This is a genomic window from Pseudomonas sp. GW821-FHT03E01, assembly GCF_059420765.1.
In genome coordinates this window covers 1-18,240 of the sequence record NZ_JBWKUI010000010.1, presented here as the reverse complement: position 1 = coordinate 18,240, position 18,240 = coordinate 1, and the positions used below count along the sequence as shown (strand labels likewise).

At 55.3% G+C, this 18,240-nt stretch carries 14 protein-coding genes and 4 tRNA genes; all 18 read right to left on the bottom strand.

The genetic code is table 11. The annotated features are described in order from the left end of the window. Window positions 1-14: 14 nt before the first annotated feature. Window positions 15-2,120, bottom strand: a complete 2,106-nt coding sequence (fusA, locus tag AC07VO_RS17580; protein WP_007933703.1) for an elongation factor G — start codon at window positions 2,118-2,120, stop codon at window positions 15-17. A gap of 30 nt (window positions 2,121-2,150) precedes the next feature. Then, window positions 2,151-2,621, bottom strand: coding sequence for a 30S ribosomal protein S7 (gene rpsG, locus AC07VO_RS17575; protein ID WP_002555493.1), 471 nt, complete (start codon window positions 2,619-2,621; stop codon window positions 2,151-2,153). A 118-nt stretch (window positions 2,622-2,739) separates the two neighbouring features. Then, entirely contained in the window at window positions 2,740-3,111 is a 372-nt protein-coding gene (rpsL, locus tag AC07VO_RS17570; RefSeq protein ID WP_003186084.1) for a 30S ribosomal protein S12, read from the bottom strand. 217 nt (window positions 3,112-3,328) lie between these two features. Beyond that, window positions 3,329-7,528: a DNA-directed RNA polymerase subunit beta' gene (rpoC, locus tag AC07VO_RS17565; RefSeq protein ID WP_007933713.1), complete on the bottom strand. Its 4,200-nt coding sequence runs from the start codon at window positions 7,526-7,528 to the stop codon at window positions 3,329-3,331. A 64-nt stretch (window positions 7,529-7,592) separates the two neighbouring features. After that, window positions 7,593-11,666: a DNA-directed RNA polymerase subunit beta gene (rpoB, locus tag AC07VO_RS17560; protein ID WP_018925655.1), complete on the bottom strand. Its 4,074-nt coding sequence runs from the start codon at window positions 11,664-11,666 to the stop codon at window positions 7,593-7,595. 220 nt (window positions 11,667-11,886) lie between these two features. Continuing rightward, window positions 11,887-12,252 carry a 50S ribosomal protein L7/L12 gene (gene rplL / locus AC07VO_RS17555; RefSeq protein WP_018925654.1) on the bottom strand — a complete coding sequence of 122 codons (366 nt, stop codon included), beginning with the start codon at window positions 12,250-12,252 and terminating at the stop codon, window positions 11,887-11,889. A 78-nt stretch (window positions 12,253-12,330) separates the two neighbouring features. Continuing rightward, window positions 12,331-12,831: a 50S ribosomal protein L10 gene (gene rplJ, locus AC07VO_RS17550; RefSeq protein ID WP_018925653.1), complete on the bottom strand. Its 501-nt coding sequence runs from the start codon at window positions 12,829-12,831 to the stop codon at window positions 12,331-12,333. 198 nt (window positions 12,832-13,029) lie between these two features. Next, window positions 13,030-13,725, bottom strand: coding sequence for a 50S ribosomal protein L1 (gene rplA / locus AC07VO_RS17545; RefSeq protein WP_007933725.1), 696 nt, complete (start codon window positions 13,723-13,725; stop codon window positions 13,030-13,032). Then, complete coding sequence (gene rplK, locus AC07VO_RS17540; RefSeq protein WP_007933726.1) at window positions 13,725-14,156, bottom strand: 50S ribosomal protein L11; 432 nt, start codon at window positions 14,154-14,156, stop codon at window positions 13,725-13,727. Before rplK ends, rplA begins: the two co-directional genes overlap by 1 nt. Window positions 14,157-14,273: 117 nt before the next feature. After that, window positions 14,274-14,807: a transcription termination/antitermination protein NusG gene (gene nusG, locus AC07VO_RS17535; protein ID WP_007933727.1), complete on the bottom strand. Its 534-nt coding sequence runs from the start codon at window positions 14,805-14,807 to the stop codon at window positions 14,274-14,276. Between the two features lie 9 nt (window positions 14,808-14,816). Continuing rightward, a complete protein-coding gene (gene secE, locus AC07VO_RS17530; protein ID WP_007933728.1) occupies window positions 14,817-15,185 on the bottom strand; it encodes a preprotein translocase subunit SecE in 369 nt (122 codons plus the stop codon). Window positions 15,186-15,230: 45 nt separating this feature from the next. Continuing rightward, a tRNA-Trp gene (locus tag AC07VO_RS17525) sits at window positions 15,231-15,306 on the bottom strand. Between the two features lie 174 nt (window positions 15,307-15,480). After that, window positions 15,481-15,556, bottom strand: a tRNA-Thr gene (locus AC07VO_RS17520). Between the two features lie 26 nt (window positions 15,557-15,582). After that, window positions 15,583-15,656 (bottom strand) — tRNA-Gly (locus tag AC07VO_RS17515). Window positions 15,657-15,680: 24 nt separating this feature from the next. Next, window positions 15,681-15,765, bottom strand: a tRNA-Tyr gene (locus AC07VO_RS17510). A 143-nt stretch (window positions 15,766-15,908) separates the two neighbouring features. Then, window positions 15,909-16,349 (bottom strand): hypothetical protein, encoded by a 441-nt coding sequence (locus tag AC07VO_RS17505; RefSeq protein ID WP_064620713.1) that lies wholly within the window; start codon window positions 16,347-16,349, stop codon window positions 15,909-15,911. 7 nt (window positions 16,350-16,356) lie between these two features. Beyond that, window positions 16,357-17,106, bottom strand: coding sequence for a pantothenate kinase (locus AC07VO_RS17500; RefSeq protein ID WP_086945157.1), 750 nt, complete (start codon window positions 17,104-17,106; stop codon window positions 16,357-16,359). Beyond that, window positions 17,096-18,055, bottom strand: coding sequence for a bifunctional biotin--[acetyl-CoA-carboxylase] ligase/biotin operon repressor BirA (gene birA / locus AC07VO_RS17495; RefSeq protein ID WP_018925649.1), 960 nt, complete (start codon window positions 18,053-18,055; stop codon window positions 17,096-17,098). The genes AC07VO_RS17500 and birA overlap by 11 nt, the downstream gene beginning before the upstream one ends. Window positions 18,056-18,240 lie beyond the last annotated feature (185 nt).

Genomic DNA, 18,240 nt, shown 5'->3' with positions numbered 1-18,240 from the left:
CCTAAAGGACTGAATCAGCCTTGTTTTTTGGTAACGGTTTCGACGATGTGCGACGGAGCCGTATTGTATTTTTTGAATTCCATAGAGTAGCTTGCGCGACCCTGAGACATGGAACGAACGTCGGTCGCATAACCGAACATCTCGCCCAACGGAACCTCGGCACGAATTACTTTACCGGAAACCGTATCTTCCATACCCAGAATCATGCCGCGACGACGGTTAAGGTCGCCCATCACGTCACCCATATAGTCTTCAGGCGTAACAACCTCTACCGCCATGATCGGCTCAAGCAACTCACCACCACCCTTCTGGGCCAGTTGCTTGGTCGCCATGGAAGCAGCCACCTTAAACGCCATCTCGTTCGAGTCGACGTCGTGGTAAGAACCATCAAACACGGTAGCCTTCAGGCCGATCAGCGGATAGCCGGCAACAACACCGTTCTTCATCTGCTCTTCGATACCCTTCTGGATAGCCGGGATGTATTCCTTAGGAACCACACCACCCACTACTTCGTTCAGGAATTGCAGACCTTCCTGACCTTCGTCAGCAGGTGCAAAACGGATCCAGCAATGACCAAACTGGCCACGACCGCCGGACTGACGAACGAACTTGCCTTCGATTTCGCAGCTCTTCGTGATGCGCTCACGGTACGAAACTTGAGGCTTACCGATGTTGGCTTCGACGTTGAACTCACGGCGCATCCGGTCAACCAGGATGTCCAGGTGCAGCTCGCCCATGCCGGAGATGATCGTTTGACCAGTCTCTTCATCAGTTTTGACGCGGAAAGACGGGTCTTCCTGAGCAAGCTTGCCCAGAGCGATACCCATTTTTTCCTGGTCATCCTTGGTCTTAGGCTCTACGGCAACCGAAATAACCGGCTCCGGGAAGTCCATGCGAACCAGGATGATTGGCTTGTCAGCGTTGCACAAAGTTTCACCAGTGGTGACGTCCTTCATGCCGATCAAGGCCGCGATGTCACCAGCGCGTACTTCCTTGATTTCTTCACGGGCGTTTGCGTGCATTTGCACCATACGACCCACGCGCTCTTTCTTGCCTTTTACCGAGTTGATCACGCCGTCGCCGGAGGCCAACACGCCCGAGTAAACCCGAACAAAGGTCAAGGTACCCACGAATGGGTCGGTAGCGATCTTGAACGCCAGAGCCGCGAAAGGCTCGTCGTCGCTTGCATGACGCTCCATTTCCTCTTCCTCGTTATCCGGGTTGGAACCCTTGATAGCAGGAATGTCGGTAGGAGCAGGCAGGAAGTCGATAACGGCGTCGAGAACCAGGGGAACACCCTTGTTCTTGAAGGAAGAACCGCAAACAGCCAGAACGATCTCACCAGCGATAGTACGCTGACGCAGAGCGGCCTTGATTTCCTCGATGGAGAGCTCTTCCCCTTCGAGATACTTGTTCATCAGCTCTTCGTTGGCTTCGGCCGCAGCCTCGACCATGTTGCTGCGCCACTCTTCAGCCAGCTCTTGCAGCTCGGCAGGAATGTCCTTGCGAACAGGGACCATACCCTTGTCAGAGTCATTCCAGTAGACAGCTTGCATGTTGATCAGATCGATCTGACCCTGGAAGTTGTCTTCGGAACCGATAGCCAACTGGATTGGCACCGGAGTGTGACCCAGACGCTGCTTGATCTGACCGATCACGCGCAGGAAGTTAGCGCCAGCACGGTCCATCTTGTTTACGTAAACAAGACGTGGAACGCCGTACTTGTTGGCCTGACGCCATACGGTTTCCGACTGAGGCTCAACACCCGAAGTACCGCAGAACACAACGACAGCGCCGTCGAGTACGCGCAGGGAGCGTTCAACTTCAATAGTGAAGTCTACGTGGCCCGGGGTATCGATAACGTTGAAACGGTGTTCGTGCGAGTACTGCTTCTCAGAACCTTTCCAGAAGGCGGTGATAGCAGCAGAAGTAATGGTAATACCACGCTCCTGCTCCTGCACCATCCAGTCTGTGGTCGCGGCGCCGTCATGCACCTCGCCCATTTTGTGACTTTTGCCAGTGTAAAAAAGGACGCGCTCGGTGGTGGTGGTTTTACCAGCATCCACGTGAGCAACGATACCGATGTTACGGTAGCGGCTAATCGGAGTAGTACGAGCCATAAAGCCCTCGCAAAATTAGTGAAGCTAAAATTAGAAGCGGTAGTGCGAGAAAGCCTTGTTGGCTTCAGCCATACGGTGCACGTCTTCACGCTTCTTAACAGCAGCACCTTTACCTTCAGCAGCGTCCAACAGTTCGCCAGCCAAACGCAGAGCCATAGACTTCTCGCCGCGCTTACGGGCGAAGTCTACCAACCAGCGCATTGCCAGCGCGTTACGACGGGACGGACGAACTTCGACCGGAACCTGGTAAGTAGCACCGCCTACACGGCGCGACTTTACTTCGACCAGCGGAGCGATGGCGTCGAGAGCTTTCTCGAAGATTTCCAGGGGGTCGCTGTTCTTGCGTTCTTTAACCTTTTCCAGCGCGCCATAAACGATACGCTCGGCAACGGCTTTTTTGCCGCTTTCCATCACGTGGTTCATGAACTTGGCCAGGATTTGGCTTCCGTATTTTGGATCGTCAAGCACTTCGCGCTTGGCTGCTACGCGTCTTCTTGGCATGGATAAGCCCTCAAACGGTCTTCAGGTTCGCTCGGAATCGGTGCCCTTTCGGGACGCCTCCGACCTTACTCTTATCGACTCAGAAAAATAGAAATCGGTTTTTTGCTGCAAGCGACTATTACTTCGGACGCTTGGTACCGTACTTCGAACGACCTTGGTTACGACCTTTAACGCCGGAAGTATCCAAAGAGCCGCGAACGGTGTGGTAACGAACACCTGGCAAGTCTTTTACACGACCGCCGCGGATCAGTACCACGCTGTGCTCTTGCAGGTTGTGGCCTTCACCGCCGATGTACGAGGAAACCTCGAAACCGTTGGTCAGACGCACACGGCATACTTTACGCAGTGCCGAGTTAGGTTTTTTCGGCGTAGTGGTATACACACGGGTGCATACGCCACGACGTTGCGGGCAGTTCTGCAGCGCAGGCACGTCGGATTTCTCGACGATACGCTTACGCGGCTGACGTACCAGCTGGTTGATAGTTGCCATCTACTAGCTCCACTGTTGTCTTGCGACGCTATTGTCTTGCAAGAAAAGCAAAATGGCAGGAACGAATCCCCGCCAAATTTAGGGGTACAAGAGTCTAAAGAGGATCTTGCCCCCAGTCAAGGCAAGGCCCCGACCTCCCCCCCATCCAACCTCGACAAATTGTCTCGACTGGATGAACGGAGCGATCAGGGCCTGCACTCATTTACTACCGCAGAACTCAGTTACCGCTCGAGTTCAGCGCTTCGGTCAGTGCAGCTTCCACTTCACTGGCGCTCACGCGCAACGGTTTGTCAGCATCACGGCGGCGCTTGCGCTCGCTGTGATAAGCCAGACCGGTACCGGCCGGGATCAGACGACCCACGACCACGTTTTCTTTCAGGCCGCGCAGGTAATCGCGCTTGCCGGTTACCGCCGCCTCGGTCAGTACGCGAGTGGTTTCCTGGAAGGAAGCCGCCGAGATGAACGATTCGGTGGACAACGACGCCTTGGTGATACCCAGCAGAACACGAGTGAACTTGGAGACAAATTTGTCTTCATTGCTCAGACGCTCGTTCTCTACCAGCACGTGAGTCAATTCCATCTGGTCGCCCTTGATGAAACTGGAATCGCCGGATTCAGCGATCTCAACTTTACGCAGCATCTGACGCAGGATGGTCTCGATGTGCTTGTCGTTGATCTTCACGCCTTGCAGACGGTAAACGTCCTGGATCTCGTTCACAATGTACTTGGCCAGCGCACTCACACCCAGCAGACGCAGGATGTCGTGTGGATCGCTCGGACCGTCGGAGATAACTTCGCCGCGGTTTACCTGTTCGCCTTCGAAGACGTTCAAGTGACGCCACTTCGGAATCAGCTCTTCGTACGGATCGCTACCGTCGTTCGGGGTGATAACCAGACGGCGCTTGCCTTTGGTCTCTTTACCGAACGCGATGGTGCCGCTGACTTCAGCCAGAATCGAGGCTTCTTTCGGACGACGGGCTTCGAACAAGTCGGCAACACGCGGCAGACCACCGGTGATGTCACGGGTCTTCGAAGTCTCTTGCGGAATACGAGCGATAACATCACCGATCGCGATTTTCGCACCGTCCGCTACACCGACCAGGGCGTTAGCAGGCAGGAAGTACTGAGCAATTACGTCGGTACCCGGCAGCAAGAGATCCTTGCCGTTGTCATCAACCATCTTCACAGCAGGACGGATATCTTTACCGGCAGCTGGACGGTCTTTGGCATCGAGTACTTCAATGTTGGTCATACCGGTCAATTCGTCAGTCTGACGCTTGATCGTGATGCCTTCTTCCATGCCCACGTAGGTCACGGTACCTTTCATTTCGGTAACGATTGGGTGAGTGTGCGGATCCCACTTGGCCACGATTGCGCCAGCGTCGACCTTGTCACCTTCTTTAACCGAAATCACAGCACCGTACGGCAGCTTGTAGCGCTCACGCTCACGACCGAAGTCATCAGCGATTGCCAGCTCACCGGAACGGGACACAGCAACCAGGCAACCGTCCACTCGCTCAACGTGCTTCAGGTTATGCAGACGGACGGTACCGCCATTCTTCACCTGAACGCTGTCGGCTGCGGAGGTCCGGCTTGCCGCACCACCGATGTGGAACGTACGCATGGTCAGCTGGGTACCCGGCTCACCGATGGACTGGGCAGCGATAACGCCGACCGCTTCACCGATGTTCACCTGGTGACCACGAGCCAAGTCACGGCCGTAGCACTTGGCGCAAATGCCGTAGCGGGTTTCGCAGCTGATCGGCGAACGCACGATCACTTCGTCGATGCTGTTCAGCTCGATGAACTCGACCCACTTCTCGTCTACCAGAGTGCCGGCAGGAACGATAACTTCCTCGGTACCTGGCTTGAATACGTCACGGGCGATGACACGACCCAATACGCGCTCACCCAACGGCTCAACAACGTCACCGCCTTCAATGTGCGGAGTCATCACCAGGCCATGTTCGGTACCGCAATCGATCTCGGTCACAACCAGATCCTGCGCCACGTCTACCAGACGACGAGTCAGGTAACCGGAGTTCGCAGTTTTCAACGCGGTATCCGCCAGACCTTTACGAGCACCGTGAGTAGAGATGAAGTACTGAAGTACGCTCAAACCTTCACGGAAGTTCGCAGTAATCGGCGTTTCGATGATGGAACCGTCCGGCTTGGCCATCAGGCCACGCATACCGGCGAGCTGACGGATCTGCGCAGCAGAACCCCGTGCGCCCGAGTCGGCCATCATGTACATCGAGTTGAAGGATTCCTGGTCAACTTCGACGCCATGGCGGTCAATGACTTTCTCTTTCGAGAGGTTGGCCATCATCGCCTTGGATACTTCGTCGTTCGCCTTGGACCAAAGGTCGATCACTTTGTTGTACTTCTCGCCCTGGGTTACCAGGCCGGAGGCGTACTGACTTTCGATCTCTTTCACTTCGTCGGTGGCGGCACCGATGATGCGGGCTTTTTCATCCGGGATAACGAAGTCGTTAACACCGATGGAAACGCCGGAGATGGTCGAATAGGCAAAACCGGTGTACATCAACTGGTCAGCGAAGATCACGGTCTCTTTCAAACCAACCACGCGGTAGCACTGGTTGATCAGCTTGGAGATCGCTTTCTTTTTCATCGGCAGGTTGACGACGTCGAAGGACAGACCTTTTGGCACAACCTGGAACAACAGCGCACGGCCGACGGTAGTGTCGACGATACGAGTGTTGGTCACGCTGCCGCCATCACGATCGTTCACGGTTTCGTTGATCCGCACCTTGACCTTGGCGTGCAGTGCGGCTTCGCCGGCACGGAACACACGGTCAACTTCCTGCAGATCCGCGAACACACGACCTTCGCCTTTGGCGTTGATCGCTTCACGAGTCATGTAGTACAGACCCAATACAACGTCCTGCGAAGGAACGATGATTGGCTCACCGTTGGCTGGCGACAGAATGTTGTTGGTCGACATCATCAACGCACGCGCTTCCAGCTGGGCTTCCAGCGTCAGCGGTACGTGCACGGCCATTTGGTCGCCGTCGAAGTCGGCGTTGTACGCAGCACAGACCAGAGGGTGCAGCTGGATAGCCTTACCTTCGATCAGTACCGGTTCAAACGCCTGGATACCCAGACGGTGAAGGGTCGGTGCACGGTTGAGGAGAACCGGGTGTTCGCGAATCACTTCAGCGAGAACGTCCCAAACCTCTGGCAGCTCACGCTCAACCATCTTCTTGGCCGCTTTGATGGTGGTAGCAAGACCACGCATTTCCAGCTTGCCGAAAATGAACGGCTTGAACAGCTCGAGAGCCATCTTCTTCGGCAGACCGCACTGGTGCAGACGCAGGGTCGGACCTACGGTAATTACCGAACGACCGGAGTAGTCAACACGCTTACCGAGCAAGTTCTGACGGAAACGACCTTGCTTACCCTTGATCATGTCAGCCAAGGATTTCAGAGGACGCTTGTTGGAACCGGTGATAGCGCGGCCACGACGACCGTTGTCGAGCAGTGCGTCGACGGCTTCCTGCAACATACGCTTTTCGTTGCGCACGATGATGTCCGGAGCGGACAGATCAAGCAGGCGCTTCAAACGGTTGTTACGGTTGATCACTCGACGATACAGATCGTTGAGGTCGGAAGTCGCGAAACGACCGCCATCCAATGGGACCAGTGGACGCAGATCTGGCGGCAGAACCGGCAGAACGGTCAGCACCATCCACTCTGGCAGGTTGCCGGAACCCTGGAAGGCTTCCATCAACTTCAGACGCTTGGACAGCTTTTTGATTTTGGTTTCGGAGTTGGTTTGCGGAATCTCTTCACGCAGACGGCCAATCTCGTGCTCCAGGTCGATAGCGTGCAGCAGTTCACGGACAGCTTCGGCACCCATGCGGGCATCGAAATCGTCGCCGAACTCTTCCAGCGCTTCGAAGTACTGCTCGTCGTTGAGCAGCTGACCCTTTTCAAGGGTGGTCATGCCTGGATCGATAACGACATAGCTCTCGAAGTAGAGAACGCGCTCGATATCACGCAGGGTCATGTCCATCAGCAAGCCGATACGGGACGGCAGCGATTTCAGGAACCAGATGTGGGCTACTGGCGAGGCCAGCTCGATGTGCGCCATGCGCTCACGACGAACTTTTGCCAGCGCGACTTCAACGCCGCACTTCTCGCAGATCACACCACGGTGCTTCAAGCGCTTGTACTTACCGCACAGGCACTCGTAATCCTTTACCGGGCCAAAGATCTTGGCGCAGAACAGGCCGTCACGCTCAGGTTTGAACGTACGGTAGTTGATGGTTTCCGGCTTTTTAACTTCACCGAACGACCACGAACGGATCATCTCAGGCGATGCCAATCCAATACGGATGGCGTCGAACTCTTCGACTTGACCCTGGTTTTTCAGCAAATTCAGTAGGTCTTTCAAGGCCTTTCCTCCTGGCGGAGCAGAGAGCGGGCAATCCTGCCCCGCTCTCGATTCGCGTCACGTGTTATTCGGTTTCCAGATCGATATCGATGCCGAGGGAACGAATTTCCTTGATCAACACGTTGAAGGACTCGGGCATGCCCGGCTCCATACGGTGATCGCCGTCCACGATGTTTTTGTACATCTTGGTCCGGCCGTTCACATCGTCCGACTTCACTGTGAGCATTTCTTGCAGAGTGTAAGCAGCACCGTATGCTTCCAGTGCCCAGACCTCCATCTCCCCGAAACGCTGACCACCGAACTGCGCCTTACCACCCAGCGGCTGCTGGGTAACCAGGCTGTACGAACCGGTAGAACGAGCGTGCATCTTGTCGTCTACCAAGTGGTTCAGCTTCAGCATGTACATGTAGCCAACAGTAACCGGGCGCTCGAACTTGTTGCCGGTACGGCCGTCGGTCAGCTGCATCTGGCCGCTTTCTGGCAGGTCTGCCAGTTTCAGCATGGCCTTGATTTCGCTTTCCTTGGCGCCGTCGAACACTGGAGTGGCCATTGGAACGCCGCCACGCAGGTTCTTCGCCAGATCCAGGATTTCCTGGTCGGAGAAGCTATCCAGATCTTCGTTACGACCGCCGATCTGGTTGTAGATCTCGTCCAGGAAGGTGCGAAGTTCAGCAACCTTACGCTGCTCTTCGACCATCCGGTTGATCTTCTCGCCCAGACCTTTGGCCGCGAGGCCCAGGTGGGTTTCAAGGATCTGACCAACGTTCATACGCGAAGGTACGCCCAACGGGTTGAGGACGACGTCGACCGGGGTGCCATTGGCATCGTGCGGCATGTCTTCAACCGGCATGATCACGGAGACCACACCCTTGTTACCGTGACGACCGGCCATCTTGTCGCCCGGCTGGATGCGGCGACGGATTGCCAGGTAAACCTTGACGATTTTCAGCACGCCTGGAGCCAGGTCATCGCCCTGCTGCAGCTTGCGCTTCTTGTCTTCGAACTTGTCGTCCAGCAGACGGCGGCGATCAACGATGTAGGCCTGAGCCTTCTCGAGCTGCTCGTTCAGAGCATCTTCAGCCATGCGCAGCTTGAACCACTGGCCGTGCTCAAGACCGTCGAGAACTTCGTCGGTGATTTCCTGACCTTTCTTCAGACCGGCGCCGCCTTCGGCTTTGTGGCCGACCAGAGCGGAACGCAGACGTTCGAAAGTAGCGCCTTCAACGATACGGAACTCTTCGTTCAGGTCCTTGCGGATCTCGTCGAGTTGAGTCTTCTCGATCGACAGTGCACGAGCATCACGCTCAACGCCGTCACGGGTGAAGACCTGTACGTCGATGACAGTACCCTTGGTGCCGGTAGGCACACGCAGGGAGGTGTCTTTAACGTCGCTGGCTTTTTCACCGAAGATCGCACGCAGCAGTTTTTCTTCCGGAGTCAGTTGGGTCTCGCCTTTCGGAGTGACCTTACCTACCAGGATGTCGCCTGCGCCTACTTCAGCACCTACGTAAACGATACCGGCTTCGTCCAGCTTGTTCAGTGCAGCTTCACCCACGTTCGGGATGTCTGCAGTGATTTCCTCTGGCCCAAGCTTGGTGTCACGCGCCACACAGGTCAGTTCCTGGATGTGGATCGTGGTGAAACGGTCTTCCTGAACAACACGCTCGGACAGGCAGATGGAGTCTTCGAAGTTGAAGCCGTTCCATGCCATGAACGCGATGCGCATGTTCTGACCCAGAGCCAGTTCACCCATATCGGTGGACGGACCGTCGGCCATGATGTCGCTGCGCTGAACCCGATCACCTTTGCTCACCAGCGGACGCTGGTTGATGCAGGTGTTCTGGTTGGAGCGGGTGTACTTGGTCAGGTTGTAGATGTCGACACCAGCTTCGCCGGTTTCAACTTCATCATCAGCAACACGAACCACGATACGGCTGGCGTCGACGGAATCGATCACGCCGCCACGACGAGCCACGACGCAAACGCCGGAGTCGCGAGCCACGTTACGCTCCATGCCGGTACCTACCAGCGGCTTGTCAGCACGCAGGGTTGGTACAGCTTGACGCTGCATGTTCGAACCCATCAACGCACGGTTGGCGTCGTCGTGCTCGAGGAACGGGATCAGCGACGCAGCAACCGAAACTACCTGCTTCGGCGACACGTCCATCAAGGTGACATCTTCCGGCGCCTTGACGGTGAACTCGTTCAAGTGACGAACAGCTACCAGCTCGTCGATCAGGACTTTCTTGTCGTTCATCGTGGCCGAAGCCTGAGCGATCACGTGATCAGCTTCTTCGATGGCGGACAGGAAAACGATCTCGTCGGTGACCAGAGCGTCTTTCACCACGCGGTACGGGCTCTCGAGGAAGCCGTACTGGTTGGTGCGCGCATAGGCGGCCAGGGAGTTGATCAGACCGATGTTCGGACCTTCCGGCGTTTCAATCGGGCATACACGACCGTAGTGAGTCGGGTGTACGTCACGGACTTCGAAGCCTGCACGTTCGCGAGTCAAACCGCCTGGGCCGAGTGCAGAGACACGACGCTTGTGGGTGATCTCGGACAGCGGGTTGTTCTGGTCCATGAACTGGGACAGCTGACTGGAACCGAAGAACTCTTTCACCGCCGCAGCCACTGGCTTGGCGTTGATCAGGTCTTGCGGCATCAGGCCTTCGCTTTCAGCCATCGACAGACGCTCTTTGACCGCACGCTCAACACGTACCAGGCCAACGCGGAACTGGTTCTCGGCCATTTCGCCTACGCAGCGAACACGACGGTTACCCAGGTGGTCGATGTCATCGACGATGCCTTTACCGTTACGGATGTCGACCAGAGTCTTCAGAACCGCGACGATGTCTTCTTTGCACAACACGCCCGAACCTTCGATCTCGGTACGACCGATACGACGGTTGAACTTCATCCGGCCGACCGCAGACAGGTCATAGCGCTCAGGACTGAAGAACAGGTTGTTGAACAGTGTCTCGGCAGCGTCCTTGGTTGGCGGCTCGCCTGGACGCATCATGCGATAGATCTCGACCAGCGCTTCCAATTGGTTGCTGGTGGAGTCGATCTTCAGGGTGTCGGAGACGAACGGACCGCAGTCGATATCGTTGGTGTACAGAGTTTCGATGCGAACAACGCCCGCCTTGGCAATTTTTGCCAGGATTTCGGTGTTCAGCTCGGTGTTGCACTCTGCCAGGATTTCGCCGGTAGCCGGATGCACGATGACCTTGGCGGTAGTGCGACCCAGGACGTAGTCCAGAGGCACTTGCAGCTCTTTGATCCCGGCTTTTTCCAGCTGGTTGATGTGGCGAGCGGTGATACGACGACCTTGCTCGACAATAACCTTGCCTTTGTCATCCTGAATATCGAGGACAGCAATTTCACCACGCAGGCGCTGAGGCACCAGTTCCAGGCTGAGGTTTTCACCCTGCACATGGAAGACGTTGGTGGTGTAGAACGCGTCCAGCACTTCTTCAGTGGTATAGCCCAGCGCGCGCAGCAGTACCGATGCAGGCAGCTTGCGGCGACGGTCGATACGCACAAATACGCAATCTTTCGGGTCGAACTCGAAGTCCAGCCACGAACCGCGGTAAGGAATGATGCGCGCGGAGTACAGCAGTTTGCCGGAGCTGTGCGTCTTGCCACGGTCGTGGTCGAAGAACACGCCCGGGGAACGGTGCAGCTGGGAAACGATTACACGCTCGGTACCGTTGATTACGAAGGTACCGTTCTCAGTCATCAGGGGGATTTCACCCATGTAGACTTCTTGCTCTTTGATGTCCTTGATCGCTTTGTTCGACGATTCTTTGTCGAAAATGATCAGGCGCACTTTTACCCGCAAAGGTACGGCGTAAGTTACACCGCGCAATACGCATTCTTTGACATCAAATGCCGGTTCGCCCAGGCGATAACCGACGTACTCCAGCGCAGCATTGCCGGAGTAGCTGATGATCGGGAAAACGGATTTGAAGGCCGCATGCAGGCCCACGTCGCGGAACTGATCTTTAGTCGCTCCCGCTTGCAAGAATTCACGATACGAATCCAGCTGGATGGCCAGGAGGTACGGCACATCCATGACGTCCGGCAACTTGCTAAAGTCCTTGCGGATACGTTTTTTCTCAGTATATGAGTAAGCCATCAGCGTTCCCCAGCTTGGTCACCTGCTTGTTTGGCCCCTCCCGACGGGAGCAGCCAGAAAATCGTGCAAACCCCATGGTTTGCGCCACCACATCGGGTGGATACAGCTCGTTACCAGCACCGACCCAGTCGGCTGCCAATAACGGAAAAAGGCCGGTGGCAAGAGCCACCAGCCATCAGCCTTTCGCTTAACGCTCGGGCTGGAGGAGCAAAGTCGATGCTTATTTCAGCTCGACTTTAGCGCCTGCTTCTTCCAGAGCTGCTTTGGCTTTGTCAGCTGCGTCTTTGGCAACAGCTTCCAGAACCATGGCAGGAGCGCCGTCAACTACAGCCTTGGCTTCTTTCAGGCCCAGACCGGTCAGTTCACGTACAGCCTTGATCACGTTAACTTTCTTCTCGCCAGCTTCGGTCAGCATGACGTTGAATTCAGTTTGCTCTTCAACAACAGCGGCAGCAGCAGCTGGACCAGCAGCAGCAACAGCAGCGGTAACGCCGAAGGTTTCTTCCATTGCTTTGATCAGCTCAACAACTTCCAGAACGGTTTTCTGGCCGATTGCTTCGATGATTTGTTCGTTAGTCAGAGACATGACTTGAATCCTGTATTGGGGTGACAGCTTACGCAGCCATCAAATTAAACATATGATTTTGAAAGGTCTCGCTGTGCCTTAGGCAGCAGCAGCTTCTTTCTGGTCGCGAACGGCTGCCAGGGTACGAGCCAGCTTGCTGGTAGCGCCTTGGATCACGCTCATCAGTTTCGCAATAGCTTCGTCGCGGGTCGGCAGGGTAGCCAACACGTCGATCTGGTTAGCGGCAAGGAACTTGCCATCAAACGCAGCTGCCTTGATCTCGAACTTGTCCTGACCCTTGGCGAACTCTTTGAAAATCCGGGCAGCAGCGCCTGGATGTTCTTTGGAGAATGCAATCAGGGTAGGGCCGGTGAACACGTCGTTGAGGACACTGAATTCAGTGTCAGCAACAGCGCGCTTGAGCAGGGTGTTACGTACGACACGTACATAAACGCCAGCTTCACGAGCCTCTTTACGGAGTCCGGTCATCGCGCCTACTGTTACGCCACGGGCATCAGCCACGACAGCGGACAGAGCGACTTTGGCAGCCTCGTTGACTTCAGCGACGATGGCCTTCTTGTCTTCGAGTTTAATTGCCACGGGTTTAACTCCTGCTTGTTACCGTTTCATCCAGTCGAAACCGGATGTCGTTTTGGTGTCTGATTCGGTAAGGAACCGGGAGCACCATCTGCGTAGGCTTGAGGTTTAAGACTTGCGTCGCCTACGGTCTTGGATAGCCCCCGCCAGGCAGGGACCCCAATCTTTCAATTGGCGCAATTACTTGCGCCAACCTGCGTCTTACGCGTCGAGCGAACCCTGGTCGATGACCAGACCTGGGCCCATAGTAGTGCTCAGGGTAACGCGCTTGACGTAAATACCTTTCGAGGAAGCTGGCTTGATACGCTTCAGATCAGCGATCAGGGCTTCAACGTTTTCCTTCAGCTTGACGGCATCGAAGCCGACTTTGCCAACGGAAGTGTGGATGATGCCGTTTTTGTCGGTGCGATAACGAACCTGACCAGCCTTGGCGTTTTTAACCGCGGTAGCTACGTCTGGAGTTACTGTGCCGACTTTAGGGTTAGGCATCAGACCACGTGGACCGAGGATCTGACCCAACTGACCTACAACGCGCATTGCATCCGGGGATGCGATCACTACGTCATAGTTCAGGTCGCCGCCTTTCATTTCGGCAGCCAGGTCGTCCATACCTACACGGTCAGCGCCGGCAGCCAGAGCGGCCTCGGCAGCTGGACCCTGAGTGAACACAGCAACGCGAACGGTCTTGCCGGTACCGTGCGGCAGCACGGTAGCGCTACGAACGACCTGGTCGGATTTACGCGGGTCAACACCCAGGTTCACAGCTACGTCGAACGACTCGCTGAACTTGACAGTCGACAGCTCGGACAGCAGAGCAGCAGCGTCTACAAAGTTGTAGGCCTTGCCTGCTTCGATTTTGCCGGCGATAGCCTTTTGACGCTTGGTCAGCTTAGCCATTACACACCCTCCACGTTAAGGCCCATGCTACGAGCAGAACCGGCGATAGTACGCACGGCTGCTTCCATATCAGCTGCAGTCAGATCCGCGTTTTTGGTTTTCGCGATTTCTTCCAGCTGAGCACGAGTCACAGTGCCAACCTTAACGGTGTTCGGACGAGCGGAACCGCTAGTCAGACCAGCCGCCTTCTTCAGCAGAACCGAAGCAGGAGTGGATTTGGTTTCGAACGTGAAGCTACGGTCGCTGTAGACAGTGATGATCACTGGAGTCGGCAGACCTGGCTCAAGACCCTGAGTACGGGCGTTGAAAGCCTTGCAGAATTCCATGATGTTCACGCCGTGCTGACCCAGAGCAGGACCAACAGGTGGGCTTGGGTTAGCCTGAGCGGCCTTCACTTGCAGCTTGATGTAAGCGGTAATCTTCTTGGCCATGAGGCACTCCAATTACGGGTTCAAACGCCTCGAAAGGCTCCCCGGTTACTTGCGCGTTTATCCCAGTGACGACAAAACCCCACAGCCTAGGGCTGCGGGGTTGGGATGCTTGCTCAGCTAGACCTTTTCGACCTGACTGAACTCCAACTCTACCGGAGTAGAGCGACCGAAAATGAGCACCGCCACTTGGATCCGGCTCTTTTCGTAGTTAACCTCTTCAACCGTGCCGGTAAAATCGGCAAACGGCCCGTCGTTGACACGTACCGACTCACCCGGCTCGAACAACGTCTTCGGCTTCGGCTTGTCGCTACCATCAGCAACGCGACGCAGAATCGCTTCTGCTTCTTTATCTGTGATTGGTGCAGGCTTGTCGGCAGTACCACCGATGAAGCCCATCACCCGAGGAGTATCCTTGACCAAGTGCCAAGTACCCTCGTTCATGTCCATCTGAACCAGCACATAACCAGGGAAGAATTTGCGTTCGCTTTTGCGCTTCTGGCCATTACGCATCTCAACCACTTCTTCAGTGGGAACCAGAATTTCGCCGAAGCCATCTTCCATGCCAGCCAGCTTTACGCGCTCGATCAACGAACGCATGACATGCTTCTCGTAACCGGAGTAAGCATGCACAACGTACCAACGCTTAGCCACGGGACACCCTTAGCCGACGATCAAGGAAACAAGCCAACCGAGCAGGGAATCAAGCCCCCACAACAGCAACGCCATAACCAGAACAACAGCCACAACGATCAACGTGGTCTGCGTAGTTTCTTGGCGAGTTGGCCAAACGACTTTACGAATCTCGGTGCGCGCTTCCTTAACCAGTACAAAGAAAGACTTGCCCTTAACCGTCTGCAGGCCTACAAAGGCAGCTACAGCAGCAATGACCAGCAAAGCGAGCACGCGGTACAGGATCGGCGAAGCAGAGTAATACTGATTGCCAACAACGCCAACAATCACCAAAGCAACTACTACCAGCCACTTGAGTAGATCGAAGCGAGAGCCTTGAGCTTCAGCTTTAGGAGTCATCTATGAAGATCCTGTGAAAAGAAAGCCAGACACACCTGGTGAATCTGGCAGGTCAGGAGGGAATCGAACCCCCAACCTACGGTTTTGGAGACCGTCGCTCTGCCAATTGAGCTACTGACCTAAAACAAAATCAGGCCGACCATTATGCCGGCCCGAAAAAGACTTTACAACAATTTACTCATCGATCCTGGCCATGCACACCAGCACCAAAGATGCACAACACCCTCTCAGGCAACAACGCGCATCTACAAGCCATTAAAACAAAGGCAGATATTTTCATATCTGCCTTGTTATATGGAGCTCTTGAGCGGATTTGAACCGCTGACCTCACCCTTACCAAGGGTGTGCTCTACCAACTGAGCTACAAGAGCGTAACACTTTGCAGGACCTGCAAACCTGGAGCGGGTAGCGGGAATCGAACCCGCATCATCAGCTTGGAAGGCTGAGGTTCTACCACTAAACTATACCCGCGGAGCTTGCAGCTCTCGCTAAAAATGGTGGAGGGGGAAGGATTCGAACCTTCGAAGTCGTAGACGTCAGATTTACAGTCTGATCCCTTTGGCCGCTCGGGAACCCCTCCTAAGCGAGCCGGCATTCTATACTATGCCAGCCTTCTGTCAAGCATTTTCTCATTAAAAACCTGAGGTTAGCTGCGTTGACCTCGCTTCGCACCGTCAACCTTTAAAAGGTCTTCACTGCGAAGCGGGCGCCATTCTATGCAAACTATTCGACAGGTGCAACCCCCTCACACGGCATTATTTTATGTTTTAACTCGTTGAATTCTTTAGAAAGGCTTTGCAACTGCAAGTCATCCAGCAAACGCCGGCTTTCCGGCGCCACACGCACCCAGTAACCCGCATATTCAGGGAGATCCTTCGGCAAGGGCTGAAACTTGATGTCCATGCCACTCAATCGATGCTCGATTGCCTGAGCGACTTCCTGCCGGGCAGAACCGCCCAGATAGAGACAACTGCTTTCTGTCTGCGTGGATTTTCCTTTATCTCGGGTCGTATCAGTCGCCTCACTCAACAAACGAATGTCCTGCTGAGAGCCCCGATACATACTCAAGGGGGTCACATCCTTCGCGCGAAGCGGGGCCTCCTGTTGGTGCCAGACGTAATAGAACACATTGAGAACAAGCAGCAGCAGGAACAACCAACGCATAAAAACCTCAAGACAAGGGACACGCCATAGCCAACCCTACAAACACCAGATCTGGAACCACCCTGGCCCCAGGCACAATCTCGGAGACCAGATCAGCATCTCCTCCTGTGAGGAATACAGCGAAATCCTCCCCCCAATAACTGCGCGCCAAATCTAGCTGAGCCTGAACAAAGCCCCTCAACATCAGCACACAACCTCGCTCGACCGCCTCGACGGTAGTACGCCCAGGAACAAGACTCTCCAAAGCACGCTCGGCAGCAAGGTCGCCATAGCGGATTCTACGGGTATGAGTACGCAACTGGTTACGCATTAAGGGCATTCCCGGACAGATGAAGCCTCCAAGATGCTCGCCATCCCTAGCGACAAAATCAGCAGTGACCGCGGTACCGAAGTCGAGCACCAGACAAGCACCTGAAGCCAGGTGAAATCCTCCGAGCATTGCAAGCCAGCGATCAAGTCCTAGCCGCTCGAACTCTTCATAGCCATTACGAACCCCGGACATTTCGCGAGCCGGTGTGGCGCACACCACGGAAACGCCGAAAGCCTCTGTCAACGAAGAGATCAAGGCTCCGGTTTCTTCAGCGGTTCTGACACTCACTAACCGACAATGCTTGAGAGCGAGCCCCTTGAGCCCCTTCAAACCCTCAAGCAGCGCGAGATCCGAATCAACGACACCCTCACCAACCACCCGCCCGACATCCGCGCCGAGCACACGCCACTTGATGAAACTGTTTCCACAATCGAGCTCAAGTATCATCACGCAACCTCAGGCTGAGCTCACCACCACTAAAGACTTTTTCCACGCCATCCACCTTCAAGCGCAAGGCACCCTGACCATCGATACCCAACACCTCTCCATCTATCTGACTAGCTCCAGCAATCAACGACACGGCGCGCCCCTGCCATAGATGATTTTGCTCCCACTCCGCCCGGATAGCCGGAAATCCGTCGACCTGGTGGCGACTCAAGTAGGCCCGGAGCATCACCCCCAACTTCGCAACCAGGTGATTGCGATCAACCGCCTTACCCGACTCGAGCCGCATGGACGTCCACTGCTGGTCAACCTCATCAGTCATCTGCATGTTCACATTGATCCCGACACCGATCACTACGTGACACACATCTGCAGGATCGCCCACTAATTCGAGCAATATTCCAGCAATTTTTTTCTGACCAACCAGAACATCATTAGGCCACTTCAAACCCGCGCCTGAAATACCAAGCTCTCGCAAGGCCTGCAGTACGGCGAGCCCAACAACTAGACTCAAGCCTTCCAGTTGCCGCATCCCACCCTCAATGCGCAACACCAGGCTGTAATAGATGTTTTCTGCGAACGGACTCACCCACTTGCGTCCACGCCGTCCGCGACCGGCCGTTTGCCGCTCGGCAAGCACCAGAAATGGCGCGATCTGGCCACGCTCGATAGCGCGCAAAGCTTCAGCATTGGTAGAGTCAATTGAGTCGAGGACCAGGATGGGCCACTCACAGGAAGGCTCACGCGCGCATATCTCGACAGGATCAAGCAGCGTCAATGGCGCAGCCAGCTGATAGCCGCGACCGCGCACTTTATGAATGGATAAGCCGAGCTCAGCCTCCAAATGCTGAAGCTGCTTCCATACAGCGCTACGACTGACGCCCAAGGCGACGCCCAGGGCCTGGCCCGAATGGAATCGACCATCCTTAAGAAGCTTTAACAACGTCAGCATGCAAGTCTCGCCTCACAATGAGGCCCGCATGATAGCCATGCACCGAGCAGTTGCATAGAAACCCTAAACGTCAGTTTTCCTGCGGGCAAAACAAAACCCCTACCTGCGTACGCAGATAGGGGTTTCGGAATTTAATCTTGACGATGACCTACTCTCACATGGGGAAACCCCACACTACCATCGGC

Excerpts from the sequence above, each read along its gene's own strand:
- fusA (WP_007933703.1), bottom strand. The coding sequence starts at position 2,120 with ATGGCTCGTACTACTCCGATTAGCCGCTACCGTAACATCGGTATCGTT.
- AC07VO_RS17505 (WP_064620713.1), bottom strand. The coding sequence starts at position 16,349 with ATGCGTTGGTTGTTCCTGCTGCTGCTTGTTCTCAATGTGTTCTATTAC.
- birA (WP_018925649.1), bottom strand. The coding sequence starts at position 18,055 with ATGCTGACGTTGTTAAAGCTTCTTAAGGATGGTCGATTCCATTCGGGC.
- secE (WP_007933728.1), bottom strand. The coding sequence starts at position 15,185 with ATGACTCCTAAAGCTGAAGCTCAAGGCTCTCGCTTCGATCTACTCAAG.
- rplK (WP_007933726.1), bottom strand. The coding sequence starts at position 14,156 with ATGGCCAAGAAGATTACCGCTTACATCAAGCTGCAAGTGAAGGCCGCT.
- rpsG (WP_002555493.1), bottom strand. The coding sequence starts at position 2,621 with ATGCCAAGAAGACGCGTAGCAGCCAAGCGCGAAGTGCTTGACGATCCA.
- AC07VO_RS17500 (WP_086945157.1), bottom strand. The coding sequence starts at position 17,106 with ATGATACTTGAGCTCGATTGTGGAAACAGTTTCATCAAGTGGCGTGTG.
- rplL (WP_018925654.1), bottom strand. The coding sequence starts at position 12,252 with ATGTCTCTGACTAACGAACAAATCATCGAAGCAATCGGCCAGAAAACC.
- rplA (WP_007933725.1), bottom strand. The coding sequence starts at position 13,725 with ATGGCTAAGCTGACCAAGCGTCAAAAGGCTATCGCCGGCAAAATCGAA.
- rpoB (WP_018925655.1), bottom strand. The coding sequence starts at position 11,666 with ATGGCTTACTCATATACTGAGAAAAAACGTATCCGCAAGGACTTTAGC.
- rpsL (WP_003186084.1), bottom strand. The coding sequence starts at position 3,111 with ATGGCAACTATCAACCAGCTGGTACGTCAGCCGCGTAAGCGTATCGTC.